Source organism: Shewanella aestuarii (assembly GCF_011765625.1).
GTDB classification, from domain to species: Bacteria; Pseudomonadota; Gammaproteobacteria; order Enterobacterales; family Shewanellaceae; genus Shewanella; species Shewanella aestuarii_A.
In genome coordinates, this window is record NZ_CP050313.1 from 31,073 (window position 1) to 49,523 (window position 18,451).

Annotated in this window: 13 protein-coding genes, 1 tRNA gene and 3 rRNA genes; 14 read left to right on the forward strand and 3 right to left on the reverse strand. The window is 43.5% G+C overall.

Features of this window, described 5'->3' with window-relative positions; all coding sequences use genetic code 11:
* The first annotated feature begins 33 nt into the window (after positions 1 to 33).
* The 5 genes from dprA (at position 34) to hemF (ending at position 3,785) form a co-directional block, all read left to right on the forward strand.
* Positions 34 to 1,062 carry a DNA-processing protein DprA gene (gene dprA / locus HBH39_RS00130; protein WP_167674542.1) on the forward strand — a complete coding sequence of 343 codons (1,029 nt, stop codon included), beginning with the start codon at positions 34 to 36 and terminating at the stop codon, positions 1,060 to 1,062.
* A gap of 2 nt (positions 1,063 to 1,064) precedes the next feature.
* Positions 1,065 to 1,538, forward strand: a complete 474-nt coding sequence (locus HBH39_RS00135; protein ID WP_167674543.1) for a DUF494 family protein — start codon at positions 1,065 to 1,067, stop codon at positions 1,536 to 1,538.
* A 151-nt stretch (positions 1,539 to 1,689) separates the two neighbouring features.
* The gene (locus HBH39_RS00140) at positions 1,690 to 2,253 is read left to right on the forward strand and encodes a DNA topoisomerase family protein (protein ID WP_167674544.1); all 564 of its coding nucleotides are present in this window, start codon (positions 1,690 to 1,692) and stop codon (positions 2,251 to 2,253) included.
* A gap of 20 nt (positions 2,254 to 2,273) precedes the next feature.
* The gene (locus HBH39_RS00145; protein ID WP_167674545.1) at positions 2,274 to 2,840 is read left to right on the forward strand and encodes an L-threonylcarbamoyladenylate synthase; all 567 of its coding nucleotides are present in this window, start codon (positions 2,274 to 2,276) and stop codon (positions 2,838 to 2,840) included.
* Between the two features lie 3 nt (positions 2,841 to 2,843).
* Positions 2,844 to 3,785: an oxygen-dependent coproporphyrinogen oxidase gene (gene hemF / locus HBH39_RS00150; protein ID WP_167674546.1), complete on the forward strand. Its 942-nt coding sequence runs from the start codon at positions 2,844 to 2,846 to the stop codon at positions 3,783 to 3,785.
* 2 nt (positions 3,786 to 3,787) lie between these two features.
* Here hemF and HBH39_RS00155 read toward each other — a convergent pair whose 3' ends face one another.
* Positions 3,788 to 4,219, reverse strand: coding sequence for a group II truncated hemoglobin (locus HBH39_RS00155; RefSeq protein ID WP_167674547.1), 432 nt, complete (start codon positions 4,217 to 4,219; stop codon positions 3,788 to 3,790).
* Positions 4,220 to 4,394: 175 nt separating this feature from the next.
* Here HBH39_RS00155 and HBH39_RS00160 point away from each other — a divergent pair, with 175 nt between their 5' ends.
* Genes HBH39_RS00160 through HBH39_RS00175 form a run of 4 tightly spaced genes read left to right on the forward strand, consistent with a single transcriptional unit; the run spans position 4,395 to position 8,142 of the window.
* Positions 4,395 to 5,777: an amidohydrolase gene (locus HBH39_RS00160; protein WP_167674548.1), complete on the forward strand. Its 1,383-nt coding sequence runs from the start codon at positions 4,395 to 4,397 to the stop codon at positions 5,775 to 5,777.
* Between the two features lie 10 nt (positions 5,778 to 5,787).
* Entirely contained in the window at positions 5,788 to 7,053 is a 1,266-nt protein-coding gene (locus tag HBH39_RS00165) for an amidohydrolase family protein (protein ID WP_167674549.1), read from the forward strand.
* Between the two features lie 15 nt (positions 7,054 to 7,068).
* Positions 7,069 to 7,887: a shikimate dehydrogenase gene (gene aroE / locus HBH39_RS00170; protein ID WP_167674550.1), complete on the forward strand. Its 819-nt coding sequence runs from the start codon at positions 7,069 to 7,071 to the stop codon at positions 7,885 to 7,887.
* 3 nt (positions 7,888 to 7,890) lie between these two features.
* A complete protein-coding gene (locus HBH39_RS00175) occupies positions 7,891 to 8,142 on the forward strand; it encodes a DUF1488 domain-containing protein (RefSeq protein ID WP_167674551.1) in 252 nt (83 codons plus the stop codon).
* Between the two features lie 77 nt (positions 8,143 to 8,219).
* Here the strand turns inward: HBH39_RS00175 and HBH39_RS00180 are convergent, their stop codons facing one another.
* Positions 8,220 to 8,777, reverse strand: coding sequence for a gamma carbonic anhydrase family protein (locus HBH39_RS00180; RefSeq protein WP_167674552.1), 558 nt, complete (start codon positions 8,775 to 8,777; stop codon positions 8,220 to 8,222).
* Positions 8,778 to 9,337: 560 nt separating this feature from the next.
* Here HBH39_RS00180 and HBH39_RS00185 point away from each other — a divergent pair.
* The 5 genes from HBH39_RS00185 to HBH39_RS00205 all read left to right on the forward strand — a co-directional run bounded on the left by HBH39_RS00185 (position 9,338) and on the right by HBH39_RS00205 (position 17,482).
* Positions 9,338 to 10,882: ribosomal RNA gene (locus HBH39_RS00185) — 16S ribosomal RNA — on the forward strand.
* 327 nt (positions 10,883 to 11,209) lie between these two features.
* Positions 11,210 to 14,100, forward strand: a 23S ribosomal RNA gene (locus HBH39_RS00190).
* A gap of 194 nt (positions 14,101 to 14,294) precedes the next feature.
* Positions 14,295 to 14,410, forward strand: a 5S ribosomal RNA gene (rrf, locus tag HBH39_RS00195).
* Together the 16S, 23S and 5S rRNA genes with 1 tRNA gene alongside form the textbook arrangement of a ribosomal RNA operon.
* Before the next feature lie 11 nt (positions 14,411 to 14,421).
* Positions 14,422 to 14,498 (forward strand) — tRNA-Asp (locus tag HBH39_RS00200).
* Between the two features lie 503 nt (positions 14,499 to 15,001).
* Entirely contained in the window at positions 15,002 to 17,482 is a 2,481-nt protein-coding gene (locus tag HBH39_RS00205; protein ID WP_167674553.1) for a putative bifunctional diguanylate cyclase/phosphodiesterase, read from the forward strand.
* Here the strand turns inward: HBH39_RS00205 and HBH39_RS00210 are convergent.
* A complete protein-coding gene (locus HBH39_RS00210; protein WP_167674554.1) occupies positions 17,451 to 18,431 on the reverse strand; it encodes an alpha/beta fold hydrolase in 981 nt (326 codons plus the stop codon). The two genes, HBH39_RS00205 and HBH39_RS00210, sit on opposite strands and share 32 nt — an antisense overlap.
* Between the last annotated feature and the right edge of the window lie 20 nt (positions 18,432 to 18,451).

Consider the following 18,451-nt stretch of genomic DNA (forward strand, 5'->3'; position numbering starts at 1 on the left):
GGACCCTCCCGGGTTAAACAATTATTAACTCACATGGATGTTGAGGAATTAAGGCAAAGACTTGAATTTGAACCAGAGTCTTTGCCCCTGTCCTCAGGCATCCTGCGTCAGTGTAAAATTGATTATGATAAAGTGGATTCCGCACTAAGTTGGCTTGAGCAAGCCGATAATCATCATTTAGTTTGTTTGTCAGACACTTTTTATCCCGTGTTGTTACAACAGATTTCAGATCCCCCTTTAGTTTTATTCGTTAAAGGTCAATTAAATGCATTGTTACCCCCATCCATTGCCATTGTTGGTAGCCGTAATACTTCATTACATGGTTTAGATACCACGGCAAAGCTGGCCACTGAACTGTCATCTCTAGGGCTTAGCATTGTTAGTGGTATGGCTGCAGGCATTGATGGCGCCGCGCATAAAGCCGTGGTAGAGCAAAATGGCAAAACCTTGGCAGTGTTAGGTTGCGGAGTTGATGTTATTTACCCTAAAAGGCATCGTCAGTTGTACCATCAAATACAGGACGAAGGCTGTATCATTAGTGAGTACTGGCCACAAGTCAGCCCATTAGCGGGCAACTTCCCTAAAAGGAATCGTATTGTCAGTGGCTTAGCTTTGGGTACGCTGGTTATTGAGGCTACACGTAAAAGTGGCTCATTAATTACAGCTAGATTAGCAATGGAGCAAAATCGCGAAGTATTTGCTGTGCCTGGCTCTATTGTTGCGGGATATCATCAAGGTTGTCATGATTTAATTAAAAATGGCGCAAAACTTGTTGAAGATGCTGCCGATATAATACAAGAGTTAACAAGTTTATCGCAGTACCACCTTGAACAATTGCACTTGCGCCACCATATTGATGATAACGAAACGAGTAATTTGCCATTTTGTTCACAGTTAGCTAGTCTGTTAACAAGTGTGGGATATGAGACAACGAGCGTAGATGCTGTTGTCGAGCATAGTGGGAAACCGATAGATCTGGTGTTAGTACAATTGCTTGAGCTTGAGTTACAAGGGTGGGTCGCTGTTGTGCCCGGTGGTTACGTCAGACTAAAGAGGAGTTAGCCATGTTTGATATCCTCATGTATTTATTTGAGAACTATGTTCATAGTGAAGTAGAATTATTGGTCGATGAAGATGAATTGACTAAAGAGTTGACGCGCGCAGGCTTTCATCAAGTTGATATTATCAAGGCATTGACATGGCTTGAACATTTAGCTGACTTACAAGAAAGTGATAAGCCGTATCTATGTAATCATGCTCAACATTCTTTCCGCATTTATACCAAAGCGGAAATGGCTAAGTTAGACGTTCAATGTCGTGGTTTTTTATTGTTTTTAGAACAAATTCAAGTCTTGAGTGTTGAAACCCGTGAGATGGTGATTGATCGAGTGATGGATCTTGATGAACCTACCTTAGTGTTAGAAGATCTCAAATGGGTTGTATTAATGGTACTGTTTAATGTGCCGGGCAATGAGTCCGCCTATGAGCAAATGGAAGATTTAATCTTTGAGCAGCCCGAAGGACGATTACATTCCTAACTGATTTATTTTAATAGAAGGAGGCTTAGCCTCCTTTTTTAGATCTTGCTTGAACATGTTTAGCCACTTATAACTTCAGTGTTATTTAAGTTATCTCGAATATACTCTGAGCAAGTCTTTTTACTTCAATGCATTAAGAATTAGAGACGTCATGTCAAAAATTGATCAGCAACTATTTTCAGCTCACGAACATGCCTTGGAAAAAGAGTTTGAGCTTTGTCCTACGTGCGGTTGTGAGCTGTCAGTAAAGCACAGTAAACACGGCAGTTTTGTCGGATGTAATAACTATCCAACCTGTGATTATACTCGGCCTTTAGTTCAACATGAGTCGATAGAAACTCAGGTGATTAGTGGTTCAAGTTGCCCTGAGTGTGGCCATGAACTTGCTGTGAAGTCTGGTCGTTTTGGTATTTTTATTGGTTGTACGCACTACCCTGAGTGTCACCACATAGAAAAGCACGATCATAATCAAGATGCAGAAGTTATCACTTGTCCTCATTGTCAAAAAGGTCAATTGGAATCACGCACCAGCCGTTACGGCAAAACTTTTTTTGCTTGCAGTGCTTATCCAAAATGCAAATATATCGTAAATTACCCACCGGTAAATCAAGCTTGCCCAGATTGCGGTTTTGGTATTTTGGTTGAACGAAAAGGTGCTGCTGGTTCTCGTTTAGAATGTCCACAAAAGACGTGTAAATATAAACGCCCGTTATAAATCAGTGTTAAGGATCGATCATGTTGCAATTACAGCCTAATGCGGTTGTTGATGTTATTTCAAAAGGAGGGGTAATTGCTTACCCTACTGAAGCGGTATTTGGTTTGGGATGTGATCCCGACAACAATAGCGCGATTCAAAAGCTGCTTGATGTGAAACAAAGACCTTGGCAAAAGGGGTTAATTTTAGTTGCCAGTAACTTTAGCCAACTACAACCTTATATTGATGAGTCTCAATTAAACCAAGAGCAACTAGACAGCGCATTTGCCAAATGGCCTGGGCCATTTACTTTTGTTATGCCTGTAAAAGCCTCGGTATCGAAATTATTGTGTGGCGATTTTGATACCATTGCAGTACGAGTTTCTGCCCATCCTATTGTGCGCGAACTTTGCGACACACTTCAGAAACCGTTAGTATCAACCAGCGCTAATTTAGCCGGTGAACCACCCGTTGTTGATGCACAAGATATTTTGACTGACTTTGTCGGTAAAATACAAGGCTTAGTGTCAGGTGAACTAGGCGAACAACGCCAACCATCAACAATTATTGATATTCGTAGCGGACAAATTCTCAGAAACGGAAGTTAATTTATGCAAAGTAGCTCAGATCCAGCAAACCTGCCAAATGCTGATCAAGTCAAAACATTCTTACTGGCACTTCAGCAGCACATTTGTACTCGCTTAGAAGCTCTTGATGGCAAATCATCTTTTAGTGCTGAATCATGGAACAGAGAAGAGGGCGGCGGTGGCACCAGTATGGTGCTAACTAAAGGTAATGTGTTTGAGCAAGCCGGAGTGAATTTTTCTCATGTAATGGGGGCTGCAATGCCAGCGTCTGCAACCGCTCATCGCCCTGAGCTTGCTGGACGAAGCTTTGAAGCGATGGGGGTGTCGTTAGTGATCCATCCCAATAACCCCTATGTGCCAACAACTCATGCTAATGTTAGGTTTTTTATTGCCCGCAAAGAAGGCGCTGATCCGGTTTGGTGGTTTGGTGGCGGCTTTGACTTAACGCCTTATTATCCTTTTGAGCAAGATGTAGTGAGCTGGCATCAAACTGCATATGATTTGTGTTTGCCTTTTGGCGATGAGGTTTATCCTAAATATAAAAAGTGGTGTGATGAGTATTTCTTTTTACCCCATAGGAATGAAACTCGTGGCGTTGGTGGCTTATTTTTTGATGATCTCAACGAGCCAGGTTTTGAACAAAGCTTTGCTTTTATGCAAGCAGTGGCTAATGGCTTTATTGAAGCATATCAACCGATTGTTGAACGTAATAAAGATTTGGAATACCAAGATGAACAGCGTCAATTCCAACTTTACCGTCGCGGGCGCTATGTGGAGTTTAACTTAGTTTATGATCGTGGCACCTTGTTTGGGTTACAAACTGGCGGTCGAACTGAGTCAATTTTGATGTCAATGCCACCTCTTGTTCGTTGGGAATATGGCTTTACTCCCGAAGAAGGTACACCTGAGGCTGAGTTATATGACCACTATCTCAAACCTCAAGATTGGCTTAAATTAGCTCGTTAGTATTATTGATTGCGCATGTGATCCGCTAATGTAGAAATGGCCTGAATAATCGCCTGGCGATGTTCAGGCTTTTTTATACATTTATCAACCGCTGCTTGCATGCATATCAACCATTGATCTCGCATAGACTCATCTATCGCAAAAGGCATATGTCTTGCTCGTAGTGCTGGGTGGCCATATTTTTTCGAGTATAATTGAGGGCCACCAAGCCAGCCGCTTAAAAATTCATATAGCTTTTGCTCTGATTGCGCGATGGGGGCTTTATGAATACTCAATAACGACTGCGTTTCTGGTCGTTGCTGCATTTGCTGATAAAACTCATGGGCAATGGCTTTAATGACTTTATCCCCACCAATTAAATCATAGGCATTAGATTGTTCATAGTCGCGTTCTGCTGGACTGTGCTTGCCAAAAATTTTTTTAAGCCAATTCATTTTTAATTACATCATCAATTATTTCGTGGGGTGATTATAACTAAATATCGAGTCAATAAGTGGCGTCTAGTTGAAACATTGTTGGTTAATATTTTGAAACTAATTAGTTAATTAATTTGTGTAGTTCAAAGCATTATCTTGCTAGATTGTCTGCAATTAATTAAGGAGATCAATAATGACAAAGATGATGCCATCTTTGGTGATGTTGGCGGTTACCGCTTCGCTGGTTGGCTGTGGCCAATCTGAGGTCCAAGACCCAAAAGTCACCATAAATAAAAACCCTTATCCAAGTACCTATCAAGTATTGCCAAGCAGTAAAACAATTATTAAAAATGCCACTGTATTAACAGGCGTGGGTGAGCGAATTGACAATGCCGATGTGGTGATGGTGGATGGTAAAATTACTGCCGTAGGCCTTAATCTTATTGCCGAAGGCGCCAGCGTTGTTGACGCCAAGGGTAAGTGGATCACCCCAGGCATTATTGATGTTCACTCACATTTAGGTGTTTATCCAAGCCCTAATGCCGAGTCTCATAGCGATGGCAATGAGATGACCAGCCCGGTAACGGCTGAGGTGTGGGCTGAGCATAGCGTTTGGCCGCAAGATCCTGGCTTTAATCGTGCTCGTGAGGGTGGTATTACTACGCTACAAATCTTGCCAGGCTCAGCCAATTTAGTTGGTGGGCGCGGGGTGACACTTAAAAATGTTCCATCTCCAACGATGCAGGGCATGAAGTTTCCTGATGCGCCATATGGATTAAAAATGGCGTGTGGCGAAAACCCTAAAATGCTTTATGGTGGGCGCAAAGTACAACCTATGACGCGTATGGGTAACATGGCTGGCTATCGGCAAGCTTTTATTGAAGCGACTGAATATAAGCGAGCATGGGATAAATACGATGCCGACTATGCAGCCGGTAAAAATCCTACTCCACCTGAGCGTGACTTAAATAAAGATACGCTTCGAGGTGTGCTAGAGGGTGAGATTTTAATTCATAATCATTGTTATAAAGCTGAAGAAATGGTGATGATGATCGATTTAGGTAAAGAGTTTAATTATCACTCTGGAACCTTCCATCACGCTATTGAGGCTTACAAAATTGCAGATGAGCTAGCTGAAAATGGTAATTGTGCAGCAATGTGGCCAGATTGGTGGGGTTTTAAAATGGAAGCCTATGACATGGTGCTAGAAAATGTCGCCATTGTGGATTCCGTTAAAAACTCTTGCGCAGTTGTGCATTCTGATTCCGCAATAACGATCCAGCGGTTGAATCAAGAAAGCGCCAAGATTATGCATAATGCCAATGCTAACGGTTTTGATTACAAAGAAGAACACGCTATTAGCTGGATCACCTCAAATGCGGCTAAGTCCTTAGGTATTGCTGATAAAACGGGGTCGTTAGAAGTGGGTAAAAATGCCGATGTTGTTATTTGGAGCAGTAACCCCTTTAGTGTTTACGCAAAAGCAGAGCAAGTGTTTATTGATGGTGCCAAAGTGTATGACCATCAAGATGAGCGTTATCAGGCGCAGAGCGACTTTTTACTAGGGCAGGAATAAGGTGATGACTATGAAATTAAAAACAAAATCGTTAGTTGCCTTAACCGTTACCGCATGTTTAGGCTGCTTACCCTCTTTTGCAATGGCTGATTCATTTGCCATTACTAATGCCAAAGTTTATACCGCAACAGAACTGGGCGTACTTGATAATGCCGTTGTAGTGGTTACCGATGGGATGATTACTTCGGTGACATCAAGCGAAAACGCAGCAGCATTAACCTTTGATAACGTTATAGACGCACAAGGTGGGGTTGTAACACCCGGTTTTATCGCTTCAATGAATGCGCTGGGGTTGGTTGAAGTCAGCGCAGTTGCAGACTCTCGAGACTCGCATCATAAAAATGCCGACATTACCTTTGATCCGAGCTACGCCTATAATCCCAAAGCCAGCAGTATTGCTTATACACGTAAGGGGGGAATTACTCGTAATGTTGTTACCGGTGCTGGTGGTGAAGATATGTTTGCAGGGCAAGCATTTTTAGTCGATTTGTCGGGGGAGTGGGATAGCGTTAAGCAATCTAATATTGCGGTTTATGTTAAGTTAGGCGCAAACAGTGAAGGTTCTCGTGCTGCTTATGTACAGGAGTTGGTTACTAAGCTTGAAAAAGCTCAAAAAGCCCAAGCGAAATCGACCGACGCTAAAGATAAATCTGATGCCGCCGAGCCAGAGTTAGCTGATGAAATTATTAATGAGCTATTAGCTGGTAAAAAGCCATTAGTGGTTGCGGTGGATAGAGCCATAGATATTCTTACCATGTTGAAAATCAAACAACAGTTTGGCTTAAACATGGTATTAATTGGTGGTGCAGATGCGGTATTGGTTGCAGATGAAATAGCTAAAGCCAATGTGCCGGTAATGATTGATGCCATGCGCAACTTACCTGACAACTTTGATTCGCTACACAATCATCTTGCTAATGCGGGAAAACTGACTGCTGCTGGCGTAAAAGTGATTTTAACCGATATGGGCGATAGCCATAATGTTTATGGATTACGTTATAGTGCGGGTAATGCCGTAGCAAATGGTATGAGCTATCAGGCTGCAATTGAAGCCATTACTTCCAATGTTGCAGATACCTTTAAAATTGACACTGGCCGCATTGCACCAGGTAAAACCGCTGACTTAGTTATCTGGAGTGGCGATCCATTTGAATATAGCAGCCAAGTGGTTAAGATGTTTATTGATGGTAAAGAGCAACAGACCAAGAGTCGGCATGATAAATTACGTGATCGCTATATGACGCAATCAGATATGCCTCGCGCTTATTCAAAATAAAAGAGAGACAAATTAATGACCGAGCAGTATGCCGTATTTGGTAACCCGATTGCACAAAGTAAATCACCATTTATCCACGCAGAGTTTGCCAAACAAACCATGCGAGATATTGACTACCAAGCCATACTTGCTCCGGTTGACCAATTTGAATCGACATTGCGAGCCTTTATCGATAAAGGTGGGAAAGGCGCAAATGTGACCGCACCATTTAAAGAGCAGGCATTTGCTTTATGTGATGAGCTAAGTGAGCTCGCACAACTTGCCGGTGCGGTTAATACATTAAGCTTTGATAAAGATGGCAGAATTAAGGGGGATAACACCGATGGTGTAGGCCTAGTTAATGATCTTATCTACCATTTTGGTTTTTTACTAAACAAGCGCATATTATTGGTTGGAGCAGGTGGTGCGGCAAGAGGCTGCATTCTGCCAATCTTACAATCTGGTGTAAAAGAATTAGTAATATGTAATCGAACTTTTAGTAAGGCTCAACACTTAGCCAAACTATTTGCCGACTATGGCAATGTATCCGCGATTGACATCGAACAGCTTAATATGCCATTTGATATTGTGATCAACTCCACATCGGCCGGGCTAGCGGGTCAACTTATCGAACTGCCCAGTACTATTATTAATTCACAAACAGCTTGCTATGACATGACCTACAGCAAACAGGTCACCTTATTTAATCAGTGGGCTCAACATTGTGGTGCGGCTAAAATGGCTGATGGCTTGGGGATGTTGGTTGGGCAAGCGGCAAAAAGCTTTAGTCTCTGGCAAGGTATCATGCCAGACGGAAAACCAATCATGCTAAAACTACGTCAACAAATGAGCTAACTTATGAATCAAGGCATTCTATTTAATGATCAATTTGATATTAAGCCTCAAGAGATCTGCTTTGTTGCACAGCTACAAGGTATGAAAATCAAATGCATCATAGACTTTCAGATGTTATCAAATTTGTCTGGTGAGACGGTTAATGCAACAAATGCAGCCACTATATATGAAGAATATCGTTTTGATATTGAAGAGTTGGCAGAACAAGCTATCAATCATGAGTGCTATCAAGATGATGGCAGTGTTCGGATATAATGGATTAAAATATGCGAGAATAACTAATTCATTCTCGCATAGTGCTTACCGTAAGATCTCGATATGCTCAAAAAGACTTAATAGCTAGCCTCTTGATTCAACTCAACAAGGTATTCGTTTTTTAATTGAACATAATTATCAGCAGATGCTGGTAAGAAGGCTTTTTCCGCAGCAGTTAATTCTCTTGCTTGTTTACAAGGGCTACCCACATATAAATAACCACTTTGTAATACCTTGTTCGGCGGCACTAAAGAACCCGCACCAACAATGACGTCATCTTCAATGATGGCGCCATCAAGAATAATAGCCCCCATGCCTATCAATACACGGTTACCGACCTTACAGCCATGAAGCATTGCTTTATGACCAATAGTCACATCATCACCAATAATTAATGGATGGCCCTCGGGTTTAGATTCGGATTTTCTGGTTACATGCAAAACACTGCCATCTTGCACATTACTGCGCTTACCAATACGAACAATGTTCACATCTCCCCTAGCTGCAACTAACGGCCAAATACTTGCATCGTGATCAAGTGAGATGTCGCCAACTAATACTGCACTATTGTCCACATAAACATTATTAGCTAATTGCGGATGAGTTCCTTGGTAAGATCTTAAATTTGAAGACATACATTTCCTTAAAAATAGCGGTTTATAACAGTATAATGCTTAAAAACTGACTGGTCAGGTCGTTTTATCAACAAACAAGCTAAAAGTAATAAAAAACTTCAAAAAAGCCCTTGCGCTAAAATCTTATCTGCCTATAATGCGCATCCACTGACACGGCAGACAGCAATAGCCAACACCGAGCCAGCCTGATTTGATTGGCAAATAAGCAATCAAATTAAGGCGAAAAGAAAGTTTGAAAAAACACTTGACGCCAACACGGGAAAGCGTAAAATACGCAGCCCAAGCCAACGACCTAGCGTCAACGGCCGCTAAGCGAAGGTTAATTCTTTCGGCATTAGTAACGCTCTTTAACAAACTAAACAAGAAATCTGTGTGGACATTCACGGGTATTGAGTTATTCGAAATTGCTTCTTAGGAAGCAATCAAAAATTTAAACTCAATGTCTTCTCTCTTAAATGAGAATGATGAATGTTCATAGCAATATGTACAAAAGACTTTGTTAACTTCGGTTGATAAAGCAATCAGAATTCATTGAGCCGAGACTTAGTCTCAAAAAACTTTAATTGAAGAGTTTGATCATGGCTCAGATTGAACGCTGGCGGCAGGCCTAACACATGCAAGTCGAGCGGCAGCGGGAAGATAGCTTGCTATCTTTGCCGGCGAGCGGCGGACGGGTGAGTAATGCCTAGGGATCTGCCCAGTCGAGGGGGATAACAGTTGGAAACGACTGCTAATACCGCATACGCCCTACGGGGGAAAGGAGGGGACCTTCGGGCCTTCCGCGATTGGATGAACCTAGGTGGGATTAGCTAGTTGGTGAGGTAATGGCTCACCAAGGCGACGATCCCTAGCTGTTCTGAGAGGATGATCAGCCACACTGGGACTGAGACACGGCCCAGACTCCTACGGGAGGCAGCAGTGGGGAATATTGCACAATGGGCGAAAGCCTGATGCAGCCATGCCGCGTGTGTGAAGAAGGCCTTCGGGTTGTAAAGCACTTTCAGTAGGGAGGAAAGGTTAGCAATTAATACTTGTTAGCTGTGACGTTACCTACAGAAGAAGGACCGGCTAACTCCGTGCCAGCAGCCGCGGTAATACGGAGGGTCCGAGCGTTAATCGGAATTACTGGGCGTAAAGCGTGCGCAGGCGGTTATTTAAGCCAGATGTGAAAGCCCCGGGCTCAACCTGGGAATTGCATTTGGAACTGAGTAACTAGAGTCTTGTAGAGGGGGGTAGAATTTCAGGTGTAGCGGTGAAATGCGTAGAGATCTGAAGGAATACCGGTGGCGAAGGCGGCCCCCTGGACAAAGACTGACGCTCATGCACGAAAGCGTGGGGAGCAAACAGGATTAGATACCCTGGTAGTCCACGCCGTAAACGATGTCTACTCGGAGTTTGGTGTCTTGAACACTGGGCTCTCAAGCTAACGCATTAAGTAGACCGCCTGGGGAGTACGGCCGCAAGGTTAAAACTCAAATGAATTGACGGGGGCCCGCACAAGCGGTGGAGCATGTGGTTTAATTCGATGCAACGCGAAGAACCTTACCTACTCTTGACATCCAGAGAACTTTCCAGAGATGGATTGGTGCCTTCGGGAACTCTGAGACAGGTGCTGCATGGCTGTCGTCAGCTCGTGTTGTGAAATGTTGGGTTAAGTCCCGCAACGAGCGCAACCCCTATCCTTATTTGCCAGCACGTAATGGTGGGAACTTTAGGGAGACTGCCGGTGATAAACCGGAGGAAGGTGGGGACGACGTCAAGTCATCATGGCCCTTACGAGTAGGGCTACACACGTGCTACAATGGCGAGTACAGAGGGTTGCAAAGCCGCGAGGTGGAGCTAATCTCACAAAGCTCGTCGTAGTCCGGATTGGAGTCTGCAACTCGACTCCATGAAGTCGGAATCGCTAGTAATCGTAGATCAGAATGCTACGGTGAATACGTTCCCGGGCCTTGTACACACCGCCCGTCACACCATGGGAGTGGGCTGCAAAAGAAGTGGGTAGTTTAACCTTCGGGAGAACGCTCACCACTTTGTGGTTCATGACTGGGGTGAAGTCGTAACAAGGTAGCCCTAGGGGAACCTGGGGCTGGATCACCTCCTTACCTATACGACTAACTCAATATTTGCTGAGTGTTCACACAGATTACTTGTTAACTTCTTCGGAAGTAGAGTGAAATGCGCCGCGAGCCGGTATGCATTGTTCTTTAACAATTTGGAAAGCTGATAGTATTTAATTGCATGAGTCTGTCATGTAATTACTTACAAATCGTTTAATACGATAAGTATTAAACATTGAGTTCTCAAAACACTGTTTAAGTGTCTTGAATATTCTAAAACTAAGGCGATTTCGTGTGCGAAAGTGCATGAATTATCAAAGTAAAAACCAGCTAGTTGCAATACAGCTCAAGTGAAACTCATTTGGGTTGTATGGTTAAGTGACTAAGCGTATACGGTGGATGCCTTGGCAGTCAGAGGCGATGAAGGACGTAGTAACTTGCGAAAAGCGTTGGCGAGCTAGTAACAAGCATTTGAGCTAACGATGTCCGAATGGGGAAACCCAGTTGCATAAGCAACTATCCTGCAGTGAATACATAGCTGTAGGAGGCAAACCCGGGGAACTGAAACATCTAAGTACCCGGAGGAAAAGAAATCAACCGAGATTCCCCTAGTAGCGGCGAGCGAACGGGGATTAGCCCTTAAGTCAGTGGGGTGTTAGTGGAATGTGTTGGAAAGCACAGCGGCACAGGGTGATAGCCCCGTACACGAAAACTAACCATTGATGAAAACGAGTAAGGCGGGACACGTGATATCCTGTTTGAATATGGGGGGACCATCCTCCAAGGCTAAATACTCCTGACTGACCGATAGTGAACCAGTACCGTGAGGGAAAGGCGAAAAGAACCCCTGTGAGGGGAGTGAAATAGAACCTGAAACCGTATACGTACAAGCAGTGGGAGCGGTTCTTGAGACCGTGACTGCGTACCTTTTGTATAATGGGTCAGCGACTTACGTTTTGTAGCGAGGTTAAGCGAATAGCGGAGCCGTAGGGAAACCGAGTGTTAACTGCGCGTTTAGTTGCAAGGCGTAGACCCGAAACCCGGTGATCTAGCCATGGGCAGGTTGAAGGTTGAGTAACATCAACTGGAGGACCGAACCGACTTATGTTGAAAAATGAGCGGATGACTTGTGGCTGGGGGTGAAAGGCCAATCAAACCGGGAGATATCTGGTTCTCCTCGAAAGCTATTTAGGTAGCGCCTCGAGCGAATACCATTGGGGGTAGAGCACTGTTAAGGCTAGGGGTCATCCCGACTTACCAACCCTTTGCAAACTCCGAATACCAATGAGTACTACTCGGGAGACAGACGGCGGGTGCTAACGTCCGTCGTCAAAAGGGAAACAACCCAGACCGTCAGCTAAGGTCCCAAAGTTATTGCTAAGTGGGAAACGATGTGGGAAGGCTTAGACAGCTAGGATGTTGGCTTAGAAGCAGCCATCATTTAAAGAAAGCGTAATAGCTCACTAGTCGAGTCGGCCTGCGCGGAAGATGTAACGGGGCTAAGCAATACACCGAAGCTACGGGTTTGCACTTAGGTGCAAGCGGTAGAGGAGCGTTCTGTAAGCCGTTGAAGGTGAAGGGGTAACCCACGCTGGAGGTATCAGAAGTGCGAATGCTGACATGAGTAACGATAAAGGGAGTGAAAAACTCCCTCGCCGAAAGACCAAGGGTTCCTGTCCAACGTTAATCGGGGCAGGGTGAGTCGACCCCTAAGGTGAGGCCGAAAGGCGTAATCGATGGGAAACAGATTAATATTTCTGTACTTCCGCTAACTGCGATGGAGAGACGGAGAAGGCTAGGCTAGCGCGGCGTTGGTAGTCCGCGTTTAAGGTAGTAGGCGGTGTTCTTAGGCAAATCCGGGAACACATAACGCTGAGAGCTGATGACGAGTCACTAAGGTGATGAAGTAGTTGATGCCATGCTTCCAGGAAAATCTTCTAAGCTTCAGGTTAGCGGGAATCGTACCCCAAACCGACACAGGTGGTCGGGTAGAGAATACCAAGGCGCTTGAGAGAACTCGGCTGAAGGAACTAGGCAAAATGGTACCGTAACTTCGGGAGAAGGTACGCTCCTGGTGGTGATGAGACTTGCTCTCTAAGCTGCTGGGAGTCGCAGATACCAGGTGGCTGCAACTGTTTATCAAAAACACAGCACTGTGCAAAATCGCAAGATGACGTATACGGTGTGACGCCTGCCCGGTGCCGGAAGGTTAATTGATTGGGTTATCGCAAGAGAAGCTCATGATCGAAGCCCCGGTAAACGGCGGCCGTAACTATAACGGTCCTAAGGTAGCGAAATTCCTTGTCGGGTAAGTTCCGACCTGCACGAATGGCGTAATGATGGCCACGCTGTCTCCAGCCGAGACTCAGTGAAGTTGAAATTGCGGTGAAGATGCCGTATACCCGCGGCTAGACGGAAAGACCCCGTGAACCTTTACTATAGCTTGGCACTGAACATTGACCCTACATGTGTAGGATAGGTGGGAGACTTTGAAGCATGAACGCTAGTTTGTGTGGAGTCGTCCTTGAAATACCACCCTTGTAGTGTTGATGTTCTAACTCTGGCCCCTAATCGGGGTTGAGGACAGTGCCTGGTGGGTAGTTTGACTGGGGCGGTCTCCTCCCAAAGAGTAACGGAGGAGCACGAAGGTTGGCTAAGTACGGTCGGACATCGTACGGTTAGTGCAATGGCATAAGCCAGCTTAACTGCGAGACATACACGTCGAGCAGGTACGAAAGTAGGTCATAGTGATCCGGTGGTTCTGAATGGAAGGGCCATCGCTCAACGGATAAAAGGTACTCCGGGGATAACAGGCTGATACCGCCCAAGAGTTCATATCGACGGCGGTGTTTGGCACCTCGATGTCGGCTCATCACATCCTGGGGCTGAAGTCGGTCCCAAGGGTATGGCTGTTCGCCATTTAAAGTGGTACGCGAGCTGGGTTCAGAACGTCGTGAGACAGTTCGGTCCCTATCTGCCGTGGGCGTTGGATGATTGAAGGGAGCTGCTCCTAGTACGAGAGGACCGGAGTGGACGAACCGCTGGTGTTCGGGTTGTTATGCCAATAGCATTGCCCGGTAGCTACGTTCGGAATCGATAACCGCTGAAAGCATCTAAGCGGGAAGCGAGCCCTAAGATGAGTCATCCCTAGGTCTTTAAGACCTCTAAAGAGCCGTTCGAGACTAGGACGTTGATAGGCATGGTGTGTAAGCGTTGTGAGGCGTTGAGCTAACATGTACTAATGACTCGTGAGGCTTAACCATACAACCCAGATGGGTTTTACTTAAAACGTTCCAGACGTTTAAAGCACTTCCTCCTTCCTTGGAGGTCGTACTGATACTTAGTATTAGGATAGAGCACTTAAGCAGTGATAACTCAAGACAGCGTGTTTGAAATAGAGCATGCATTAGCTTTCCGAATTATTATTTGATGCCAAGGCGTTAAATAGACAAATTTGTCTGGAAACCATAGAGCTGTGGTCCCACCTGATCCCATTCCGAACTCAGAAGTGAAACACAGTATCGCCGATGGTAGTGTGGGGTCTCCCCATGTGAGAGTAGGTCATTTCCAGGCGCCAATTTTGTGGAGCGGTAGTTCAGTTGGTTAGAATACCGGCCTGTCACGCCGGGGGTCGCGGGTTCGAGTCCCGTCCGCTCCGCCACTTACATAGAAGCCTCGTCAGAAATGACGAGGCTTTTTTGTTTCTAAAAATCATCGAAGGGGCAGTTCAGTTGGTTAGGCTCTTTTACATAACAAGCGGCCTGTCACGCGTACCGAAGGCATATTCGAGTCCCGTCTGCTCAGCCAGCATTATGATAAGCCCTAGCAGAAATGCTTGGGCTTTTTTCGTATCAGTATCTATTTAATCACTATTTTAAAATAACACAGCAGATAATGAGTTTATGCAACTATTGTTAGCCTCAATATGCTTAATATTTAAAAATAATTGGTCATTCATAAACTGGGAATCGGTAATAGCAATTTTCAAAGCAGCAAGAATTTATCAAGGTTACATTTACCATGGTTACTAAGGTCAGCTGGTGCTTGTGACGAATACCAAGACTATTGCCATGTCTGTTACAGGATTGATAGCAATTAACTATTCCTTTACTTACGTCATCTTTTACCGCTAGCATATAGCAGTTTTTTTATTTTGGATCTATTTTGTTCAAGCTGCGAAATATCTCACTTACGCTTGTCGTTCCTTTGTGTCTTTTCTCTCTCTATTTAGCGATGGTTATGGGAGGGTATTATTATGAGCACGCGGATCTAAAACAGCAATTAGCCAAATCACAAACTGAGCAGCTAAAAAAAGATCTATTCAGAATGCGTCATGTTGTGGATTCCGCAGTTCAGAAACAAGATTTTAATCTGATTGACCAAGAAGTCGCTTTAATTTCAACAGACATGAATATGATGGTTTACGTGATTGTTGATAAGATGAGCGTGATAAAGTTTGCTAATCATATTATATGGCGTGAGAGTGATGCTAATAATGTATTAGAAGGATATTCTCAGTCGATCCATAAGAGTGTTATTCAATCCAATAAACCGATGTTAATTGTTAACTTTGATAGATTATCTATTCAAGGTTATTACCCTATTATTGATAATAATCGTTTTAACTTCGCTCAGTCGATTGAGGTTATCTATATTGAATACGATATTTCAGAGTTGATAGCTACGGCCTCGGATAATTTGACATCTCGTTTTATTCAAGTTTGGGGAGTCGGTGCAATTATATTAACGATCTTTTGCGTTTGGATTTATTGGTTGTGGATTTGGCCTCTGGCAAGATTATCCCAAGCCGCAAAAGATATCGAGTCAGATAGTTTCGATGGTGATTTTCCCTGTTTATCTTCAGAGCTGGTCGATTTAAAAGATTACCTAAACCATGTTCGAGGCCGTTTAAAGCGTAATCAGAAGCGTCTGAATGATGCTGAGCAGCGTTGGTTATTCTCTGTTGAAGGCTCTCGTAATGGTATTTGGGATTGGAACATTGCTACCGGAGATGTTTATGTCTCAGATCGCTGGAAAGAAATGTTGGGGTATCAATCGTATGAACTTGATAGTGATTATTCTGTCTGGGAGTCACGTCTTCATCGAGAAGATAAAGATCAAGTGCTTGATACTTTACAACAATATATTGATGGCAAGAGTAATGAATATGAAAGCGTCCATCGTTTAAGGCATAAAGACGGTAAGTATATTTGGGTTCTTGATAGAGGGAAAATTGTCGAATGGACTGAGGTCGGTAAACCACTTCGCGTTATTGGTACAATAACTGATGTGTCTGGTGATGTAAAAAACCAGCGGATAGATGTTGAATCGCAGAAACCAGCTGGCTTGACCGATCTCATTAATCGTGAGGCCTTAACCGATTCACTTTATGATCTTCAAGTACATAGCCGGAAGGTAAATCAATTTTCAGCAGTTTTGCTGCTCAACCTTGATAACTTTAAAGTGATCAATGATGCGCTAGGGCATCAATTAGGTGACCGATTATTAATGCAAATTGCCGCTCGCTTATCGGGTGCATTTTCATCGTCAGGTTTTGTCGCTCGTCTTGGCTCAGATGAATTTATATTGCTAGCTAAAAACTTAGGTGCGGAGGTGAGTCAAGCCAATAAGCGAGCATTAGCGTTAGCTAGTGAGGTTAGGCAACTAATTAGCCGTAGTTTTGCTATTGCCGATCAAAACTTATCGATATCTGCAAGAGTTGGTGTGGTCACTTGTGATGGCGTTGAATCACTTGAGCCGCAAACGTTACTTGCCCGTGCCGATAATGCCTTAGAGCATGCGAAAGAAGCGCGTTCAAATGGCTGTGCTATATACCAGCACAAATTAGATCAAGAGCAAGTTCAACCGTTTAAATTAAACCATGAATTAAAAATTGCTCTTGAACAGCAGCAGCTTCATTTAGTATTTCAACCTGTGGTTGATCCTGATGGTAATGTGGCCAGTGTTGAAGTGTTGCCACGTTGGCACCATGAACAATATGGCTTTATCAGTCCACGTAAATTTATTGCAGCAGCTGAATTATCTGATTTCATTTTCGAAATTGAATTATGGATCCTAGAACGAGTTTGCATATTGCTTAATAAATTCCAGTCGTTAGGAATTGAGCCGCCGATAATGTCGATGAACATATCTTCTAGGCATTTTCATCAGGATCACTTTGTCAGCATTGTTATGAATAGAATTCAAAGTAGTAAAGTGAATACAAGTAAGCTACAGTTTGAATTAAATGAAGATATATTTGTCGTCAATCCTTTAGAAACAAAAGCTAAAATCGCCAATCTTCAGGCTCATGGTATCAAGGTGGCGTTAGACAATTTTGGCTCTGGTTCTTGTGCTTTTTATCAACTGCAAGGGATCTATTTTTCGCAAGTTAAGTTGGTGGCAAGTTATATTGATGAGGATAATATGACGACCGAAGCACAAACCGTTTTATGTGCTTTAGTGCAGTTGGCATCAAGGCTAAATTACAATGTGATTGCTAAACAAGTTGAAACAAAATTACAGCTTAATAAACTTATTCAGGCCAAATGTGATGGTTTCCAAGGTTATCTATTCTGTCGCCCGTTAGTCGAAGACGACTTAATATCACTGATTAAATCACATCTGACTTTGAATGTTGTTTAATAAAGTTCATCGTATGGCTTAACGCTTTATTGCGTAACTTATCTAGCTCAAACAGTATTTCGTGTGAAGCCCCCTCAATAACCACCTTATGACAGTGAGCGCTTAATGCTTTGTCTTGTGCTTGATTACGGACAATTTCATCGCCACTGGCTTGTAGGATGAGTATTGGCATTTGTGACTCTTTAGCGAATGAAATACTCTGTTCGGCAGCTGTAATTGATTCAATCAACCAACGATTTGTTGGTGAACCAAGTTGGAGTTGAGGTTGTTTTCGATAAAGCTCGCGAAAATGTTCATATCTTTGTTTACTATGGGTTAAATGATTACTAATAAATGGCTCAGACTGATAATTAGTCCCTCCTAGCACATAGTTGGTATTGACTAAGTTGGAGCCATCAATAGCTTGTGTTTTATCCAATTTGGTTGCTAACCACAGGATTACTTTAGTGTTAAAAGGCAAACAGATGCCAAACATTGGGGCGCACAACACTGCACAGTCAAAAACATTTTGATTTTGATGTAAATAATGGGCTGCAATAGCGCCGCCCATCGAGTGTGCGAGTAGTGAATAAGAAGTATGCTTTGTTGGTAATACTTTATTATCAATAAACAGTTTAAAATCATCAACGTAATCTTGAAACTGCCCAACATGACCTTGATGTGGATTTGTTGTTAATCTATCAGATAAACCTTGGCCACGATGATCGATAGCAAAAACACTGTAACCTTGGTGAAATAAGTCGAAGATTAATTCCTGATATTTTATATATGATTCAATTCTGCCATTGCTGATAACAATGGCTTGTTGGTTATCTGGCTGTAGAATTTGGCAATAAGCGATGTTAGTGCCATCATCAGCGGTAAAACTACAATGTGATACGTTTTCCCAAAAGCGTTGTTGTTCGGTGGTGGCGAGCTTCTTTTCGGACGAAAACTTTTTATAAATCATATGAGGTTTTATTTCTGTTT

Coding starts and splice junctions, on each gene's coding strand:
- dprA (WP_167674542.1), top strand. CDS start 34: ATGGATGTTGAGGAATTAAGGCAAAGACTTGAATTTGAACCAGAGTCT.
- HBH39_RS00135 (WP_167674543.1), top strand. CDS start 1,065: ATGTTTGATATCCTCATGTATTTATTTGAGAACTATGTTCATAGTGAA.
- HBH39_RS00140 (WP_167674544.1), top strand. CDS start 1,690: ATGTCAAAAATTGATCAGCAACTATTTTCAGCTCACGAACATGCCTTG.
- HBH39_RS00145 (WP_167674545.1), top strand. CDS start 2,274: ATGTTGCAATTACAGCCTAATGCGGTTGTTGATGTTATTTCAAAAGGA.
- hemF (WP_167674546.1), top strand. CDS start 2,844: ATGCAAAGTAGCTCAGATCCAGCAAACCTGCCAAATGCTGATCAAGTC.
- HBH39_RS00155 (WP_167674547.1), bottom strand. CDS start 4,219: ATGAATTGGCTTAAAAAAATTTTTGGCAAGCACAGTCCAGCAGAACGC.
- HBH39_RS00160 (WP_167674548.1), top strand. CDS start 4,395: ATGACAAAGATGATGCCATCTTTGGTGATGTTGGCGGTTACCGCTTCG.
- HBH39_RS00165 (WP_167674549.1), top strand. CDS start 5,788: ATGAAATTAAAAACAAAATCGTTAGTTGCCTTAACCGTTACCGCATGT.
- aroE (WP_167674550.1), top strand. CDS start 7,069: ATGACCGAGCAGTATGCCGTATTTGGTAACCCGATTGCACAAAGTAAA.
- HBH39_RS00175 (WP_167674551.1), top strand. CDS start 7,891: ATGAATCAAGGCATTCTATTTAATGATCAATTTGATATTAAGCCTCAA.
- HBH39_RS00180 (WP_167674552.1), bottom strand. CDS start 8,777: ATGTCTTCAAATTTAAGATCTTACCAAGGAACTCATCCGCAATTAGCT.
- HBH39_RS00210 (WP_167674554.1), bottom strand. CDS start 18,431: ATGATTTATAAAAAGTTTTCGTCCGAAAAGAAGCTCGCCACCACCGAA.